A 17,770-nucleotide genomic window follows, 5' to 3' on the forward strand; every position below is an offset into this window, starting at 1 on the left:
GTAACTATTCTATTGATTGTAAATGGTTTTGTTCTATTTTTCGAATATATTGTTCGAAAAAATGCGGAGCGAGATCACTCACTCCGACTATTATCATTTATTCTTAATGACTAAATATCGATGTGGTTCTCTTCCTTCAGAGTACGTTTCGATATTTTCAATCTTACTAACTGCTTGATGCATTATTTTTCGTTCGAAATTTGGCATAGGCTCTAATTTAACAGGTTTCTTTGTCTGGATAGCCTTTTTAGCCATATTAATTGCCAACTGTTCTAAAGTTTCTTTACGCTTTTCTCTATAAGATTCTATATCTAATATAAGCGTATAATAACCTTTCACGAATTGATGCATATAATTTTGTCCTACAATTTGAAGCGCATTTAAAATTTGTCCACGCTTACCTATTATATAAGCAGCATTATTTGAAGTCATATTAATATAAATTGTATGAGACTTAACTTCATACGAACCATCTACATCAATATTCATTTCTCTTACTATTTTAAGTACATATTCTAATGTATCTTGTGCTACTTCATTTAATGAATCTTTTTTCTGATTACTGTGTTCATGTATATCTTCTTCTGACTGAATATCATTTTGAACATCATCATTACGCTCTTGAACCGTTTCTTCTTGCTGAATATGAACATTATTTGATGATTCATCAACCTCTTCAAGTTGTTGATGACGATTTTTTAATGCTTCAATTGATTCAAACTGTTTAAGTTCTGGATCAATTACAGTTAATTCAATTTGTGCATCCTGTTTCATAAATCCAAAAATACCTTTTTTACCTTCTTTAATAACATCAATTCTTACTTGTTGTTCTTGAACATCCAAATCTTCTAAACCTTGTTGTAGTGCTTGTTCTACTGATTGTCCTTCATAGCGTGATTTAAGCATCCTGCAACCTCCTAGTAATATTTCAATACTTAAGGAATACGTTTATTAAAAACTTTAGCAATCTTCAATACATGCTCTAAACTCTTCTGTGTTTCAAGTACATCTAAATCAACAGCTTGGTTTCGAGCGATAACAATGATGTCTTTAGGAATAATATTTTCTTTATGATTCTTAAAACATTCTCTAATAGACCTTTTTATTCTATTTCTAGTAACAGCATTTCCTAATTTCTTTGAAACACTTATGCCTAATCTGAAATGTTCATTATCATTTTCTGCTGTATAAATAACAAACTGTCTATTAGCAACTGACTTACCTTTTTTATAAATTCTTTGAAAATCATTATTTCTCTTAATACGATAAGCCTTTTCCACAAACATCCACTCCACAATACATCACTTAATTATTGTTCATTATACAAAACAATTACATCAATTAAAACAAAAAAAAGACCACTGCTCTTCAGTGATCTTAAGCTGATAATACTTTTCTACCTTTACGACGACGGCGAGCTAATACTTTACGACCGTTTTTAGAACTCATGCGTGCACGGAAACCGTGTACTTTACTGTGTTTACGCTTATTTGGTTGATACGTACGTTTTACCATTTAAGAGCACCTCCATTATTTATTCGTTAGTATCTAATTTATAGTTAGATAATTGTTTGTATGATATTCATTTATATATATCAGATCAGAAGATTAGTTTCAAAATTATTTATACCATACATGTGATTTGTCACAATTTCAATAACTACTAAACTATAACAAAACAGTTTTTAAAAATCAAGAAGAAATTTATCGTAATCAAAAAATCGAGTTATCCACTTATTCACAATGCATCACAAACATTTTGTGGATAATCATATAACTATTTTTTCTTATTCACAGCATAATATTATCTTTCTACACATATTCACATGTATTTGACAACTTGTTTTGTTTAAAAGTATAATTGTGTGGATAAGTTATACAAAGTATTGATACTACTATGATTACTACATGAAAATATTAGTGTAAAGATTGTGGACAAGAGAATTATAAAGTTGAGTTATCCACCGTTTGTGTGTAAGTTGTGGATAATTATTCACACCTTGTGGTTTTCTTTATCAACAGTCTTATTTTATGTGTATAACTCAATAAATTTAAATTAGAAAGAGGACTTTTATGAATTCAAAAGAAGAAATCTGGGAGCAAGTGTTATCCATTGCTGAAGATCAAATCGCTTCTGCTGGTTATAATACTTGGTTCAAAGGCACTTACTTACATCAAATAGATAGTAATCGTGCAATAATCGTTGCACAAAGTCCTTTTGTTGCTGAGTGGTTAACCAATAAATATCATGAACATGTCATTAATTTCATCTATGATGTCATTGGCGACAAAGTTCAAGTTAAATTTATTTCAGAAGAAGATTTGCAAAGTGAAGATTTCGCTGTGCAACCGAAAAAATCAAAAGAAATCGAAGAGCATGAAGAAGTAATAAACAGCCAACTTAATAGTAACAACACGTTTGATACATTTGTTATTGGACCTGGTAACCAGTTTCCACACGCTGCTTCATTAGCTGTTGCTGAAGAACCAGCCAATGCTTATAATCCACTGTTTATATATGGTGGTGTTGGTTTAGGTAAGACACATTTAATGCATGCGATTGGTCACTACGTACTTGAACAGAATCCAAATGCAAATGTACTATATACATCTAGTGAAAAATTTACAAATGAATTTATTAAGTCTATAAGAAAAAATGATACTGAAAGCTTTAGAGACAAGTATCGTAATATAGATGTTCTACTAATAGACGATATTCAATTCATTCAAAAGAAAGAACAAACTCAAGAAGAATTTTTCCACACATTTAATGATTTACACCAAAATAAAAAGCAAATTGTTATCTCAAGTGATCGTCCACCTAAAGAAATTCCTACTTTAGAAGATCGTTTAAGAACACGCTTTGAATGGGGTTTAATTGTAGATATTACACCGCCTGATTTTGAAACACGAATGGCTATTCTACAAAAGAAAATTGAAGAAGAAAACTTAGATTTACCGGTAGAAGCTCTGACTTATATCGCAAATTCAATTCAATCTAATATTCGTGAATTAGAAGGTGCTTTAACAAGAGTGTTAGCCTATTCTAAGCTTAGAAATAAACCAATTAATACTGATTTAGTAGCAGAAGCGCTTAAAGATATTATTTCTACACCTAGATCCACTAAAATTACTATTCAAGACATTCAGCAAATAGTTGGTAAAATGTATAATATCCGTATAGAAGACTTTGCTGCCAAAAAACGTACAAAATCTATTGCATATCCTAGACAAATTGCGATGTATCTTTCTCGCGAACTTACAGATTTCTCATTACCAAAAATTGGTGAAGAGTTTGGTGGTCGAGATCATACAACAGTAATTCATGCGCATGAAAAGATTAAAAAAGATTTAGTAAACAATCCAGAACTCAAATCTGATTTAGAACAACTAGAAAATCAAATCCGTGGATAATGTGGATAAGTTGTGCACATCCATACACAGTTTATTAACATGTGAATAACTTTTGTATCACGTTTTTAAACCACTTATCCACCAATCCACAGCCCCTATGACTATTACTATGATTTTAAAAGATATATAATTAAATATATAACGACTGGAAGGAGTTTTATAAGTTATGAAATTTACTATTCAACGAGATTACTTTCTTAATCAATTGAATGACACATTAAAAGCAATTTCACCAAGAACAACATTACCAATACTTACAGGTATAAAAATCGATGCTACCGATAGAGGCATCATATTAACAGGATCAGACTCTGAGATATCGATAGAAATAACAATAAATCAAAATATTGATGGTGAAAAAATTGTAGATATTGAAGAAAAAGGTTCTGTAGTACTTCCAGGACGTTTCTTTGTAGATATCGTTAAAAAATTACCAGGTAAAACAGTTAATCTATCAACAAACGATCAATTCAAAACACTTATCACTTCAGGACATTCAGAATTTAACGTTAGTGGTTTAGATCCAGATCAATATCCTTTATTGCCACAAGTATCCGAAGATGATGCAATCAAATTACCAATCAAGGTATTAAAAAATATAATCGCGCAAACAAACTTTGCAGTGTCCACGTCAGAAACACGCCCAGTGTTAACAGGTGTAAACTGGTTGATACAAAATAATGAATTAACCTGTACTGCAACAGATTCACACAGACTTGCATTAAGAAAATTAAAACTTGAAGATGAAGAAATAGAAGATAAAAATGTTATTATTCCAGGTAAAGCTTTATCTGAATTAAATAAAATAGTTTCGGATTCTGAAGAAGATATCAATATATTCTTTGCAAGCAACCAAGTTTTATTCAAAGTAGGTCATATAAACTTTATTTCACGTTTACTTGAAGGCAATTATCCAGATACGACAAGATTATTCCCTGAAAACTATGAAACTAAATTAACTTTGGATAATAGTGAGTTCTATCACGCTATTGATCGTGCATCATTATTAGCACGTGAAGGTGGAAATAATGTTATTAAATTATCAACTGATGTAGATAAATTAGAATTATCATCAACTTCACCAGAAATTGGTACTGTAAAAGAAGATGTGTCTACAGATAACGTTGAAGGTGAATCGTTAAAGATTTCGTTCAACTCTAAATATATGATGGATGCATTAAAAGCAATTGATAATGATGAAGTACAAGTAGAATTTTTTGGAACGATGAGACCATTTATTCTTAAACCAAAAGATGATGAAACATTAATTCAACTAATTTTACCGATTAGAACATACTAATAATTTTTTAAGAAACTCACTTTAATTAGTGAGTTTCTTATTTTTTTGTCGTTAATTGTCAAGTAAACTTGACATAGAGTACTAAATATTTTATTGTAAAGTTAACTTGCCAGGAAGTGATGAATTGAAAAATAAAGTTTATGAATATCGAACGAGTAGAAAAATGACTCAAAGTGAATTATCTCGATTGGTCAATGTGTCGAGACAAACGATTAATTCTATTGAGCGTTATAAATTTAATCCGACATTAGTATTAGCACATAAGCTTTCTCAAGTATTTGAAATTTCCATTGATGAATTATTTATTTTTGAAAATGATGAAAATATAGACATTTCAGAAATAAAATCCAACAAAAAGGAGTAAAAGTTATGACATTACTAATTAAAAATGTTTCTAAAAAATTTAATGACTTTGTAGCTGTACATGATGTTAATTTGGAAGTTCCAAAAGGGAAAATGTATGGATTTTTAGGTGGAAATGGTGCAGGTAAAACAACTACTTTCCGTATGATTCTAGGTTTATTACCTAAAACAACTGGTGTCGTTTCTTTTGATGACAAACCGATTGATTATTCTATGACTAATACAGTTGGTTATTTGCCTGAAGAAAGAGGTCTACACCCGAAACTTAAAGTTTGGGAACAAGTGCAATATTTAGCAGAATTAAAAGGTATGAGAAAAAAAGACATCGAAAAAGAGCTAGATTATTGGTTGAAAAGATTTGATGCATTTGAAAATAAAGAAAAAAAGATCGAAGCATTATCAAAAGGTAATCAGCAAAAAGTTCAATTAATCGCAGCTATTATTCATAAGCCAGAATTACTAATTCTTGATGAACCATTTAGTGGTCTAGATCCTGTAAATGTTGAATTACTTAAGTCGGCAGTTAAAGATCTTAAAGACCAAGGCACAACGATTATATTTAGTTCTCACAGAATGGAGCATGTTGAAGAACTTTGTGATTACATTTGCATTATGAGTAAAGGGAAAGCGATTGTCTCAGGTTCTATAGACAAAGTTAAAGATGATTTCGGAAAGAAAGATATTTTCATTGAAGGTGCTCATAATTTTGAATTTTTAAAAGAATTTGAAGGTGTCGAAGATTTCAAAGAGACTAAAAAAGGCGTTAAAATCACAATTTCTGATGAATCATACGCAGAAAATATATATCAAAGTGTTACAAAATTAGGATATCTTAAACGATTCCAAGTTGCTGAACCATCACTAAACGATATATTTATTGCTAAGGTGGGTGAGAAACATGAATAAATTTTGGACAACATTTAATTTAACGTATATGCAAAAAGTGAAAAGTAAATCTTTTATCATAATGACAGCGATTTTTATGATTTTTGTATTTGCATTAAGTAATGTCGATAAAATTATTGATTTCTTCGACAACGATAGTAAAACAGTAGCGATTCAATCAGATAACGATATGATTTATAAAGTACTGGAAAAACAATATAAACAAAATGATGATATAGAAAAAGTCGAAAAAGTAACTCTTGAAAAAGGTAAGAAGGGCGTTAAAGATGAAAAGTATAAACGTCTTATTGAAGTTAAGGTAAAAGGTGAAAAAGTAGACGGTAAGATTTACGAAAAAGGTAATGTTAGTGAAAGCGAAAAAATGACTTTGCAATCAACACTTAGCCAAATGCAATCATCATTAACAGCTCAAAAATTAAATTTATCAGAAGATGATTTAAAAACATTGAATACACCTAGTGATGTAAAAACAGAAGAAATTAAATCTGACAAAGATAAACAATCGAGTGATGTTAACCCGAAAGTTCAAGCGTTAAATTCAGCTGTTGTTTATATCATCATCTTCTTATCATTCTTTATAACTATAAATTATGCTAACCAAATAGGTTCAGAGATTGCGACTGAGAAGACTACTCGCGTAATTGAAATGATTGTAACGAGTGTGAAGCCTTCAGTACACGTTACAGCTAAGATATTAGCTATTATATCTGTCGCATTCACTCAAATATTCTTTATTGTTCTCGCAATCGTAATTAGTATCTTTGCATTTGATTTAAAAGGTCTATTCGAGTCAGCTGGTGTTGAATATGGTCCTGAGACAACTAGAATCATCGTATATGGAGCTATATTCTTAATTTTAGGGGTAATATCCTATATTTCATTAGCGGCTATTCTAGGGGCATTAACGAGCCGTATAGAAGATCTTGCTCAATCTATGATGCCTGTCACATTTATATCATTAGGCGCTTTCTATATTGCAATATTCAGCATATCTAATCCTGATACAATGCTTGTTAAAATAACGAGCTTCATTCCAATGCTATCGCCAATGGTAATGTTGCTAAGAACAACTTCTGAAAGCACACCTGAATGGCACTTAATTTTAGGAATTGTGATTTCAATCGTTACTTGCATTATTTTACTTTTATTCGCAGCTAGAACATATCGAGGCAGTGTACTTACGTATGAAAAAGGTATTATTAAAAATCTAAAGAATGCATTAAATATTACTAAATAACTTTAAAAACCATATAAAAAGCCAATTTGTCACAAAACCTTAATGAATTTTTAGTGAATAATATAGAATTTCTTTGTATGATAGTATAAAATTTATATTATCAACATAAGAGATTGAGGGGTAAATATGGCGAATAAAAATAGTAATAGTAATATTATGTTTCTGATGATAGCAATACTTGTAGTGGTAGTAGGTATTGTATTACTAGTTGTGTTTGGTGGAAGCGGCAGTGACAATAAAGAAGAAAGTCTATTTGATAGAACTGTTAAAGCAACAGATTTATCAAAAGATACAAAAGATAATCCAACACAGAAAAAAGATAAAGCTAAAGTTCAAATTATTGAATTTGGAGACTTTAAATGTCCAGCATGTAAAGCATTCGAAACAAACTACATGGATCAAATAGAAAAAGACTATATCGATAAAGATAAAGTTGAATATAGATTCGTTAATGCACCATTTCATGGTGAAGGTTCAGAATTAGGAGGTGCTTCAGCACACGCTGTGTATAAAGTAGCACCAGATGCATATTGGGATTATCATAGAGCATTATTTGAAGCTCAACCAGATGATCATAATGCTGAAACTGATGACGAATGGTTAGATTTGAAGGTAGTTAAAAAAGCAGTAGATGGTTTAGATATTGATCAAAGTAAAAAAGATCAAATCATGAAACTAGTAGAAGATAGAAATTCAGAACCGTATAAACAAATGAAGAATGATTCAGACTTAACAAATAAATATGATGTAGATATCACGCCTACAGTTGTCATAGATGGTAAAGTGTTGTCAGACCCAATGGATTATGACAAAGTATCTAAAGCAATCGATCAAGCAATCGAAAAGAAAAATAAATAAAAATAGGTGATATATTTGAAGCAGCAATATGCACTATTTATTTCCTGGGTTATAGCTTTATTAGCTATGTTAGGTAGTTTATATTTCAGTGAAATACAAGGATTTATACCATGTACGCTTTGTTGGTATCAAAGAATATGTATGTATCCTTTAGTCATTATTTTAGGAATCGGATCGTTCCAAAACGATTATAGCGTTAAGAAAATAGCACTTCCATTTTCAATAATTGGACTATTAATCTCAACATGGCACTACTTAGAACAAAAAGTACCTGGCTTTGCTGAAATTAAACCATGTACGCAAGGTGTTCCGTGTTCATCAGAATATATAAATATATTTGGATTCATAACAATACCGTTTTTAGCAGGAATAGCATTCTTATCAATCAGCTTGTTATTAATATTCTCTAAAAAAGATAAAGAAATTTAATGACGTAAGTCTAGACAAATTTCTATTATCAAAAATATCCCAATCCGTTAAAATTTAATTTCGGATTGGGATATTTTTTTAGTTTGAATATAAATTTTTTGAAGATTTATTTATCTTAAAATGAATTGTACATAAAACATGATTTTTTAGTGAAAAAAAGGTATAATATAGAGATGACTAATTAAGATTGGAGTGAAGATAGTGGTACAAGATATCTCAGTTGAAGACGATATAACTTTAGGTCAATTCCTAAAAAATGAAGGCGTCATTGGAACGGGTGGTCAAGCTAAATGGTTCCTCCAAGATGAAGAAGTATTAATAAATGGTGAACGTGAGATTCGTCGTGGAAAAAAATTACATGATGGTGACTTAATTGAAATTCCTTCAGAGGGCAAATTTCGTATTAACCATCAAAGTGAATAAATTATGATACTACAAAAGCTTACTTTAACTAATTACAGAAATTATGATAAATGCACACTTCAATTTAATCCAAATGTGAATATTTTGATCGGTGAGAACGCTCAAGGTAAGACGAATTTATTAGAATCTATTTATACTTTGGCATTAGCTAAAAGTCATAGGACTTCAAATGACAAAGAACTCATACAGTTTGGTGAAGAGTATGGTAAAATAGAAGGTGAACTAAGTTATCGCCATGGATCGATGCCTATTTCTTTAATCATTACGAAAAAAGGCAAAAAGGCGAAAGTCAATCATCTAGAACAGAGTCGTTTAACGCAATATATTGGCCATTTAAATGTGGTATTGTTCGCACCAGAAGATTTAAATATTGTAAAGGGTAGCCCGCAAATAAGACGACGTTTTATTGATATGGAACTCGGTCAGATGTCTGCGGTCTATTTAAATCATTTATCTAATTATCAGAGATTACTTAAACAAAAAAATCATTACCTCAAAATGTTACAAATTGGGAGAATGAAAGATCGAACAATGTTAGAAGTATTCAACGATCAATTTTCAGAAGCGGCAGCAAATGTGACTTTGAAACGTGCACACTTTATTAGTGAATTAGAAAAGATTGCAGAAGTGATTCATCAAGGTATAACGAGTGATAAGGAAAGTTTAATGGTTCATTACGAACCTAACATTAAGCTTGCTGAAACACATCACAATGTAGCTGATTTAAAGAATGCTTTTTGTGAGTTGCTTAATGAATCTATGGATAAAGAGATTGAGCGTGGAAGTGCAAGGTTTGGACCACATAGAGACGACATTAGTTTTCATGTTAATGATATGAATGTACAGATTTATGGTTCACAAGGACAGCAACGTACAACAGCATTATCTATAAAGCTTGCAGAGATTGAGTTAATTAATCAAGTTGTTGGAGAATATCCAATTTTATTATTAGATGATGTGTTGAGTGAACTTGATGATAAACGACAAACCCATTTATTAAGTACAATTCAAGAAAAGGTTCAAACTTTTGTTACGACAACATCTGTTGATGGAATTGAACATGAGATTATGAAAGATGCCAAGGTATTTAATGTATCTAAAGGCAACATTATTGAGTAGATGAAAGTGAAGGTGGAAATACGTGTCAGAACAAAATAACGGTACAAGTTATGGTGCAGATCAGATACAAGTATTAGAAGGTTTAGAGGCAGTCCGTAAACGCCCTGGTATGTATATTGGTTCTACAGCTGCAAGAGGTTTACATCATCTAGTTTGGGAAATTGTTGATAATAGTATTGACGAAGCTTTAGCTGGGTATGCAGATCATGTAGAACTTGTGATTGAAAAAGATAATTGGATTAAAGTAACGGATAACGGTAGAGGAATACCTGTAGATATTCAAGAGAAAATGGGTCGTCCTGCTGTAGAAGTTATATTAACCGTTCTACATGCTGGTGGTAAATTTGGCGGTGGCGGATACAAAGTATCTGGTGGTCTACATGGTGTAGGTTCATCTGTCGTAAACGCACTATCTTCTGAACTAGAAGTTTACGTTCACCTTAATAATAAAATATATCATCAAGCATACGAAAGAGGCGTACCAGCATTTGATTTAAAAGTCATTGGCGAAACAGAACATACAGGTACGACTATTCGTTTTAAAGCAGACAGTGAAATCTTCACTGAAACAACTGAATACGACTATGAAACATTACAAAAGCGTATACGTGAATTAGCATTTTTAAATAAAGGTATTCAAATTTCATTGAAAGATGAAAGAGACGAAGAGAATATTCAAGAAGATTCTTACCATTACGAAGGTGGTATTAAATCTTACGTTGAAATGTTAAATAAATCTAAAGATGTATTATATGATGAACCAATTTATATTCACGATTCAAAAGAAGATGTAGAAGTTGAAATTGCAATTCAATATAACGGTGGTTTTGCTACAACATTACTTACGTATGCCAATAACATTCATACTTATGAAGGTGGTACACATGAGGATGGATTTAAACGTGCTTTAACACGTGTGATTAATAGCTACGGACTGAAGAACAAACTTCTTAAAGAAAACGAAGAAAAGCTTTCTGGTGAAGATGTGCGTGAAGGTATGACAGCTGTTGTATCTATCAAACATAGTGATCCTCAGTTCGAAGGTCAAACTAAGACTAAATTAGGTAATTCAGAAGTACGTCAAATTGTTGATAAACTTTTCTCTGAACTATTTGAAAGATTCTTATTAGAAAATCCAAACGTAGCAAGAATTATTGTTGATAAAGGTGTTATGGCATCTAGAGCTCGTCTTGCTGCTAAGAAAGCAAGAGAAGTAACGAGACGTAAATCAGCTTTAGAAGTTTCAAGTTTACCGGGTAAACTTGCTGACTGTTCAAGTAAGAAGCCTGACGAATGTGAATTATATATCGTTGAGGGTGACTCTGCTGGTGGGTCTGCGAAATTAGGTAGAGACTCTAGAACACAAGCCATCTTACCTTTACGTGGTAAAATTTTGAATGTTGAAAAAGCACGTCTAGATAGAATTCTAGGCAACAATGAAATCCGTGCAATGATTACGGGTCTTGGTACAGGTATTGGTGGAGAATTTGATATTAGTAAAGCTAGATATCATAAACTAGTTATTATGACAGATGCTGACGTTGATGGTGCTCATATTAGAACGTTATTATTAACATTCTTCTATAGATTTATGAGACCACTTATTGAAGCGGGATATGTGTATATTGCACAACCACCTTTATATAAAGTCGAACAAGGTAAGAAAAAATATTACGTATTTAACGATAGAGAATTAGATAAATTAAAAGAAGAACTTAGCTCAACACCAAAATTATCTATAGCACGTTATAAAGGTCTTGGAGAGATGAATGCTGATCAATTGTGGGATACAACAATGAATCCTGAACATCGTTCAATGCTTAAAGTAACACTAACTGATGCGATAGAAGCTGACGAAACTTTTGAAATGCTTATGGGAGATGTTGTTGAGTTTCGTCGTCAATTTATTGAAGAAAATGCCGAATACGCAACGTTAGATATATAAAGCATCATTTACGATTTAAGGAGGATATGATTAATGGCTGAAATACCACAATCAAGAGTTAGTGAACGTAACATCAGTAAAGAAATGAAAGAATCATTTTTAGATTATGCAATGAGCGTAATTGTATCTCGTGCTTTACCAGATGTTAGAGACGGTTTGAAACCAGTTCATAGACGTATTTTATATGGTATGAATGATCAAGGTATGACTTCAGATAAACCATACAAAAAATCTGCACGTATTGTTGGTGACGTAATGGGTAAGTATCACCCTCATGGTGACTCATCTATTTATGAAGCAATGGTACGTATGGCACAAGACTTTAGTTATAGATATCCATTAGTAGATGGCCAAGGTAACTTTGGTTCTATGGATGGTGATGGTGCTGCTGCAATGCGTTATACTGAAGCACGTATGTCTAAAATTACAGGCGAATTATTGAGAGATATAAACAAAGATACAATTGATTTTCAAGATAACTATGATGGTAATGAAAGAGAGCCAGTAGTCTTACCTGCAAGATTTCCTAACTTATTAGTAAATGGTACTTCAGGTATAGCTGTTGGTATGGCTACAAACATTCCACCACATAACTTAAATGAGGTCATTGACGGGGTATTGGCATTAAGTCATAATCCAGAAATTACAACGAATGAGTTAATGGATATCGTTCAAGGTCCTGATTTTCCAACTTCTGGTTTAATTATGGGAAGAAGCGGAATTAGACGCGCTTATGAAACAGGTCGTGGTTCCATCATAATGAGAGCTCGTTCTGAAATAGAAGTTATGAAGAACGGTAAAGAGCGTATCGTAGTAAGTGAAATTCCTTACCAAGTTAACAAAGCAAGATTAATTGAAAAAATTGCTGAGTTAGCACGTGATAAGAAAATCGAAGGTATTACAGACTTAAGAGATGAAACAAGCTTAAAAGTCGGCGTTCGTATCGTTATTGAAGTAAGAAAAGATGCTAATGCGAATGTTATTTTAAATAATTTATATAAACAAACGCCATTACAAACTTCATTTGGTGTAAATATGATTGCTTTAGTAAATGGTAAGCCTAAATTATTAGGATTACGTCCAGTACTATTCCACTATTTAGAACATCAAAAAGAAGTCGTAACAAGACGTACTAAATATAACCTTAAAAAAGCACAAGATAGAGCACATATTCTTGAAGGTTTAAGAATAGCGTTAGACCATATCGATGAAATCATTGCATTAATTCGTGAGTCACAAAGTGATTCAGAAGCTATGGATGGATTACAAAATCGCTTTAATTTATCAGAAAGACAAGCACAAGCGATATTAGATATGCGTTTACGCCGATTAACTGGATTAGAACGTGGCAAAATCGAAAATGAATATCAAGAGTTACTTAAACTGATCGAAGAGTTAATAGAGATTCTTAAAGATGAAGAAAAGTTACTTGAAATCATTAGAGAAGAAATTATTGAAATAAGAGATAAATATGGCGACAAACGTCGTACTGAAATTACTGCAGCCGGTCTTGATCAAATAGAAGATGAAGACTTAATTCCTGAAGAACAAATTGTTATTTCATTAAGTCATAATAACTATATTAAACGATTACCAGTTTCTACATATCGCTCTCAAAATAGAGGTGGTCGTGGTGTACAAGGTATGAATACTATAGAAGACGACTTTGTTAGTCAGTTAGTAACATTAAGTACGCACGATAATGTCTTATTCTTTACGAATAAAGGCCGTGTATACAAACTTAAAGGCTATGAAATTCCAGAGATGTCTAGACAGTCTAAAGGGTTACCAATTGTGAATGCTTTAGAAATAGATAAAGATGAAATGATTAGTACAATGATAGCAGTCAAAGATCTATCAAGTGAAGAAGACTTCTTAGTATTTGCTACTAAACATGGTACTGTTAAACGATCTAAACTATCTAATTTCTCTCGTATAAATAAAAATGGTAAAATCGCAATCAACTTTAAAGAAGGTGATGAACTTATAGCGGTTAGACTGACGGACGGTACTAAAGAAATTATTATTGGTACTAAACATGCTTCATTAATTAGATTTGATGAAACTAAGTTACGTCCATTAGGTAGAACAGCAGCGGGTGTAAGAGGTATTTCATTACGAGATGGTGACGAAGTAATAGGACTAGACATCACAGATGAAGAACAACAAGATGAAATCCTGATCGTAACTGAAAATGGTTATGGTAAACGTACATCAGCAGACCAATACCGTATCTCTAATAGAGGCGGTAAAGGTATTAAGACTGCTACCTTAAATGAGAAAAATGGTGATCTCGTTTGTATCACAACAGTTGCAGGTGATGAAGACTTGATGATCGTTACAAACTCAGGCGTAATCATAAGACTTCATGTCTCAGATATTTCTCAAAACGGACGAAGCGCTCAAGGTGTTAGATTAATCCGTTTAGGCGATAACCAACACGTTGCAACAGTTGCAAAAGTTGAACCAGACGAAGAAGAAATAGCAGAAACTCCAGTAGAAGGTGTATCAGAAGAAACTGTAGATACAGAAGTTACTGAAGAAGAGAATGAAGGTAAAGAAGATTTAAGAGAAGACTTCATAGAACGAGTAAATGAAGATATCGAAGAACAAGATAACGACGAAGAATAATATATAATAATGATAAAAGGCTGAGACAATTAACTTGTCTCAGCCTCTTTTTGCATTTAAATATAGAATTTATGGTCTGTTTCTAAGACTCAAATGATTTCATAGCATATGGGATTTCATCTATAAGTTTGGATGGTGGGACGATATACATGTCTTTAGCTAATTTTTCACCGATATAGCTGTGTATATAACACGCATTTATAACCGCTTCTTCTAAATCAAATTGTCCTACGAAACTTGTGATCATGCCTGCTAATGTATCTCCCATTCCACCTGTAGCCATAGCTGGGGTACCAATTGATAATTTATATTCATGGTCTTTAAAGAACAACTCTGTACCATGCTTTTTTAATACTACAGTCGCATTCAAAGCTTCGACTGCTTCTTTATTTTTTTCATATGTTTGTTCTTCTATAGGAATATTGCTCAGTCTTTCCCATTCTTTTTGATGAGGAGTGAAGATAATTTCACATTCTGGTAAAGTATGCTTTAATTTACTCAAAATTGTAATAGCATCTCCATCAATAATTAAAGTTTGGTGTGGCTGAATATTTTGGAATAGAAATGTTAATGTATTATTCCCTTTAAAATCTAAACCGAGTCCTGGACCAATTAAAATACAGTCCGATAGTTCGATTAATTTAGATAGCTTTTTTAAATCAGTTATATCTGAAACCATTGCTTCAGGACAACGTGAATGTAAAGCAGCAAAGTTTGATGAATGTGTGGAAACTGTGATAAGACCACTACCACTAAATACACAAGCTCTTGCAGCTAACATAATTGCGCCACCTAAATTAGCGTTACCACCGATTAATAATATCCTACCATAATCCCCTTTGTGAGACTCTTGTTCTCTTTTTGGAATTGTGACAGATGAAATTGTCTTCATATTAACCCACCTTCAAATAATTGTACGACTTATTATGCCACTTAAAGTTGAAATTGAACAGTGTAATTTCTAAAACATTACAAAGAAATCACTTTAACAAGCTAATATATTAATCAATCACTGAATTACGGATGTATTAAAAACTATTGTCATAAAAATTTTGAAAGCGTATACTAAATATAAATATAGACATTAGATATTAGACGAGATAGGAGCTTCTACATGACTGAACAGATATCGATTGGAAAGTACGCTACATTATTAACTATTACAGATGAGCAGACTGCTAAACAGCTGATGCCTCAGTGTAAAGAAATGCAATTTTTAGTAGGCAAAATTGGAACAATGTCGTTGAACAAAATTATTGCATCGGTTGAAACAGCGGCTAGAAGAGAAGGTATTATTTCAGAAAGTCATTATAGAGAAACTCATGCTTTATATCATGCAATTTTAGAAGCAGTTAATGGTATAACGAGAGGTGAATTATCTATAGGTGAAATCATGCGAACAGTTGGCTTAAGATTTGCTATTGTACGTGGTTATCCATATAAAGATGTTGGAGAAGGTGAATGGATAGCAGTTAGCTTATACGGTACAATTGGTGCACCTATCAAAGGTAAAGAACATGAAACAATCGGATTAGGTATAAATCATATATAGACATAGAAACACCTACTAGACATTAGCTATAAGAAAGGTGCAACAAATGGTTATTTGTTGTATTTTTTTGTGTCCTGAAAAAGGAGTGTTTTAAATGGCTTTAGTACTAAATGGTAAAGATTTAACAATTCAAGATATTAAAGAATTTTTAAAAGAAAATGGTCAAATTACGATTTCAGAAGAAGCATTAGTAAATGTTAGAAAAAGTCGTGAAACAGTTGAAAGAATCATTAAAAATAAAGAAACGATCTATGGTATCACAACTGGATTTGGATTGTTTAGTGATGTATTAATAGAAAAAGAAAAATATAACGATTTACAAGTAAACTTAATTCGTTCACATTCATGTGGTATTGGTAAAGCATTTCCTAACGATGTGTCATTAGTCATGATGGTCTTAAGGCTAAACACAATGTTAAAGGGACACTCTGGTGTTACAGAATCACTCGTGGAATTACTTGTAGAATTTATCAATCGAAGAATTATACCTGTTATACCAGAGCAAGGTTCACTAGGTGCTTCTGGAGATTTAGCGCCGTTATCTCACTTAGCATTGGCATTGATTGGTGAAGGAGATGTTCAATACGAAGGTGTAACGCGTAATGCGAAAGAAGTGTTACATGAAGTTGGACTAGAACCTCATTCATTACAAGCTAAAGAAGGATTAGCACTTATTAATGGGACACAAGCAATGACATCACAAGGGGTAATTGCTTATATAGAAGCAGAAAATATTGCTTACAATGCTGAATGGATTTCTTCATTAACACATCAAGCACTTAACGGTATTGTAGATGCTTATGATGAACATGTGCATATTGTGAGAAATTTTGAAGAACAAGTTGAAGTAGCCGAAAGAATGAGAGACTGGTTGGAAGGATCTAAGTTAACAACCCGTCAAGGTGAAGTTCGCGTCCAAGATGCTTATACATTAAGATGTATTCCACAAATTCATGGGGCAAGCTTCCAAGTACTTAATTACGTAAAAGAAAAATTAGAACTAGAAATGAATGCAGCAAACGACAATCCTCTTATCTTTGATAATGATGATGAAACACTTGTTATTTCAGGTGGTAACTTCCATGGTCAACCAATTGCATTTGCAGTCGATTTCTTAAAAATTGGTGTTGCAGAGTTAGCTAATGTATCAGAAAGAAGACTTGAGAGACTTGTAAACCCTCAGTTGAATGGTGGTCTACCAGCCTTCTTAAGTCCAGAACCAGGATTACAAAGTGGCGCGATGATTATGCAATATGCAGCTGCTTCATTAGTATCAGAAAATAAAACATTAGCTCACCCAGCAAGTGTAGATTCAATTCCTTCTTCAGCAAATCAAGAAGATCATGTTTCTATGGGGACTATTGGAGCAAGACATGCTTATCAAATCATTCAGAATGTAAGAAGAGTGATTTCTATAGAGTGCATCATTGCATTACAAGCTGTAGAAATCAAAGGTGTGGATAAATTATCACCTAAGACAAAAGCGAAATACGACGAACTAAGAGCAGTCGTTCCTTCCATCACACACGATAGAGTATTCCATCATGATATAGAAAAAGTTTGTGAATATTTAAGATAATTATTGAACAAACA

At 32.3% G+C, this 17,770-nt stretch carries 17 protein-coding genes; 13 read left to right on the plus strand and 4 right to left on the minus strand.

The annotated features are described in order from the left end of the window. Positions 1 to 93: 93 nt before the first annotated feature. The 3 genes from jag to rpmH all read right to left on the minus strand — a co-directional run bounded on the left by jag (position 94) and on the right by rpmH (position 1,515). Positions 94 to 906 (minus strand): RNA-binding cell elongation regulator Jag/EloR, encoded by an 813-nt coding sequence (jag, locus tag CD129_RS03635; protein ID WP_115337919.1) that lies wholly within the window; start codon positions 904 to 906, stop codon positions 94 to 96. A 29-nt stretch (positions 907 to 935) separates the two neighbouring features. After that, on the minus strand, positions 936 to 1,280 hold the full coding sequence (gene rnpA / locus CD129_RS03640) for a ribonuclease P protein component (RefSeq protein ID WP_078357183.1): 345 nt from the start codon (positions 1,278 to 1,280) through the stop codon (positions 936 to 938). 97 nt (positions 1,281 to 1,377) lie between these two features. Further along, positions 1,378 to 1,515 carry a 50S ribosomal protein L34 gene (gene rpmH, locus CD129_RS03645; protein ID WP_016999186.1) on the minus strand — a complete coding sequence of 46 codons (138 nt, stop codon included), beginning with the start codon at positions 1,513 to 1,515 and terminating at the stop codon, positions 1,378 to 1,380. Positions 1,516 to 2,073: 558 nt separating this feature from the next. Between rpmH and dnaA the strand changes: the two genes are divergently transcribed. From dnaA to gyrA, 11 genes are all read left to right on the plus strand, one after another. Then, complete coding sequence (gene dnaA, locus CD129_RS03650; RefSeq protein ID WP_115336932.1) at positions 2,074 to 3,414, plus strand: chromosomal replication initiator protein DnaA; 1,341 nt, start codon at positions 2,074 to 2,076, stop codon at positions 3,412 to 3,414. 166 nt (positions 3,415 to 3,580) lie between these two features. After that, positions 3,581 to 4,714, plus strand: a complete 1,134-nt coding sequence (dnaN, locus tag CD129_RS03655) for a DNA polymerase III subunit beta (protein ID WP_078357185.1) — start codon at positions 3,581 to 3,583, stop codon at positions 4,712 to 4,714. 124 nt (positions 4,715 to 4,838) lie between these two features. Beyond that, entirely contained in the window at positions 4,839 to 5,078 is a 240-nt protein-coding gene (locus tag CD129_RS03660) for a helix-turn-helix transcriptional regulator (RefSeq protein WP_078357186.1), read from the plus strand. 5 nt (positions 5,079 to 5,083) lie between these two features. Next, positions 5,084 to 5,983: an ABC transporter ATP-binding protein gene (locus tag CD129_RS03665; protein WP_115336933.1), complete on the plus strand. Its 900-nt coding sequence runs from the start codon at positions 5,084 to 5,086 to the stop codon at positions 5,981 to 5,983. Further along, on the plus strand, positions 5,976 to 7,220 hold the full coding sequence (locus CD129_RS03670) for an ABC transporter permease (protein WP_078357188.1): 1,245 nt from the start codon (positions 5,976 to 5,978) through the stop codon (positions 7,218 to 7,220). Before CD129_RS03665 ends, CD129_RS03670 begins: the two co-directional genes overlap by 8 nt. A 126-nt stretch (positions 7,221 to 7,346) precedes the next feature. Continuing rightward, the gene (locus CD129_RS03675) at positions 7,347 to 8,078 is read left to right on the plus strand and encodes a DsbA family protein (RefSeq protein WP_107509107.1); all 732 of its coding nucleotides are present in this window, start codon (positions 7,347 to 7,349) and stop codon (positions 8,076 to 8,078) included. Between the two features lie 15 nt (positions 8,079 to 8,093). After that, positions 8,094 to 8,507 carry a disulfide oxidoreductase gene (locus CD129_RS03680; RefSeq protein ID WP_078357190.1) on the plus strand — a complete coding sequence of 138 codons (414 nt, stop codon included), beginning with the start codon at positions 8,094 to 8,096 and terminating at the stop codon, positions 8,505 to 8,507. A 192-nt stretch (positions 8,508 to 8,699) separates the two neighbouring features. Continuing rightward, the gene (gene yaaA / locus CD129_RS03685; protein ID WP_239701244.1) at positions 8,700 to 8,930 is read left to right on the plus strand and encodes a S4 domain-containing protein YaaA; all 231 of its coding nucleotides are present in this window, start codon (positions 8,700 to 8,702) and stop codon (positions 8,928 to 8,930) included. A gap of 3 nt (positions 8,931 to 8,933) precedes the next feature. Then, positions 8,934 to 10,049, plus strand: coding sequence for a DNA replication/repair protein RecF (gene recF / locus CD129_RS03690; RefSeq protein ID WP_078357192.1), 1,116 nt, complete (start codon positions 8,934 to 8,936; stop codon positions 10,047 to 10,049). A gap of 22 nt (positions 10,050 to 10,071) precedes the next feature. After that, the gene (gyrB, locus tag CD129_RS03695; protein WP_115336934.1) at positions 10,072 to 11,994 is read left to right on the plus strand and encodes a DNA topoisomerase (ATP-hydrolyzing) subunit B; all 1,923 of its coding nucleotides are present in this window, start codon (positions 10,072 to 10,074) and stop codon (positions 11,992 to 11,994) included. Positions 11,995 to 12,027: 33 nt separating this feature from the next. Continuing rightward, positions 12,028 to 14,625: a DNA gyrase subunit A gene (gyrA, locus tag CD129_RS03700; protein ID WP_107509108.1), complete on the plus strand. Its 2,598-nt coding sequence runs from the start codon at positions 12,028 to 12,030 to the stop codon at positions 14,623 to 14,625. 82 nt (positions 14,626 to 14,707) lie between these two features. On the opposite strand, the gene CD129_RS03705 is transcribed toward gyrA, so the two are convergent. Further along, positions 14,708 to 15,517 carry an NAD(P)H-hydrate dehydratase gene (locus CD129_RS03705; protein ID WP_078357195.1) on the minus strand — a complete coding sequence of 270 codons (810 nt, stop codon included), beginning with the start codon at positions 15,515 to 15,517 and terminating at the stop codon, positions 14,708 to 14,710. A 222-nt stretch (positions 15,518 to 15,739) separates the two neighbouring features. On the opposite strand from CD129_RS03705, the gene hutP reads away from it, so the two are divergent. After that, positions 15,740 to 16,177, plus strand: a complete 438-nt coding sequence (hutP, locus tag CD129_RS03710) for a hut operon transcriptional regulator HutP (RefSeq protein ID WP_078357196.1) — start codon at positions 15,740 to 15,742, stop codon at positions 16,175 to 16,177. Between the two features lie 94 nt (positions 16,178 to 16,271). Further along, entirely contained in the window at positions 16,272 to 17,756 is a 1,485-nt protein-coding gene (hutH, locus tag CD129_RS03715; RefSeq protein WP_078357197.1) for a histidine ammonia-lyase, read from the plus strand. Positions 17,757 to 17,770: the final 14 nt, after the last annotated feature.

Origin of the sequence: Mammaliicoccus fleurettii (genome assembly GCF_003970575.1) — a bacterium.
GTDB classification, from domain to species: Bacteria; Bacillota; Bacilli; order Staphylococcales; family Staphylococcaceae; genus Mammaliicoccus; species Mammaliicoccus fleurettii.

Coding starts and splice junctions, on each gene's coding strand:
- jag (WP_115337919.1), bottom strand. CDS start 906: ATGCTTAAATCACGCTATGAAGGACAATCAGTAGAACAAGCACTACAA.
- rpmH (WP_016999186.1), bottom strand. CDS start 1,515: ATGGTAAAACGTACGTATCAACCAAATAAGCGTAAACACAGTAAAGTA.
- dnaA (WP_115336932.1), top strand. CDS start 2,074: ATGAATTCAAAAGAAGAAATCTGGGAGCAAGTGTTATCCATTGCTGAA.
- dnaN (WP_078357185.1), top strand. CDS start 3,581: ATGAAATTTACTATTCAACGAGATTACTTTCTTAATCAATTGAATGAC.
- CD129_RS03665 (WP_115336933.1), top strand. CDS start 5,084: ATGACATTACTAATTAAAAATGTTTCTAAAAAATTTAATGACTTTGTA.
- CD129_RS03670 (WP_078357188.1), top strand. CDS start 5,976: ATGAATAAATTTTGGACAACATTTAATTTAACGTATATGCAAAAAGTG.
- CD129_RS03675 (WP_107509107.1), top strand. CDS start 7,347: ATGGCGAATAAAAATAGTAATAGTAATATTATGTTTCTGATGATAGCA.
- recF (WP_078357192.1), top strand. CDS start 8,934: ATGATACTACAAAAGCTTACTTTAACTAATTACAGAAATTATGATAAA.
- gyrA (WP_107509108.1), top strand. CDS start 12,028: ATGGCTGAAATACCACAATCAAGAGTTAGTGAACGTAACATCAGTAAA.
- CD129_RS03705 (WP_078357195.1), bottom strand. CDS start 15,517: ATGAAGACAATTTCATCTGTCACAATTCCAAAAAGAGAACAAGAGTCT.
- hutP (WP_078357196.1), top strand. CDS start 15,740: ATGACTGAACAGATATCGATTGGAAAGTACGCTACATTATTAACTATT.
- hutH (WP_078357197.1), top strand. CDS start 16,272: ATGGCTTTAGTACTAAATGGTAAAGATTTAACAATTCAAGATATTAAA.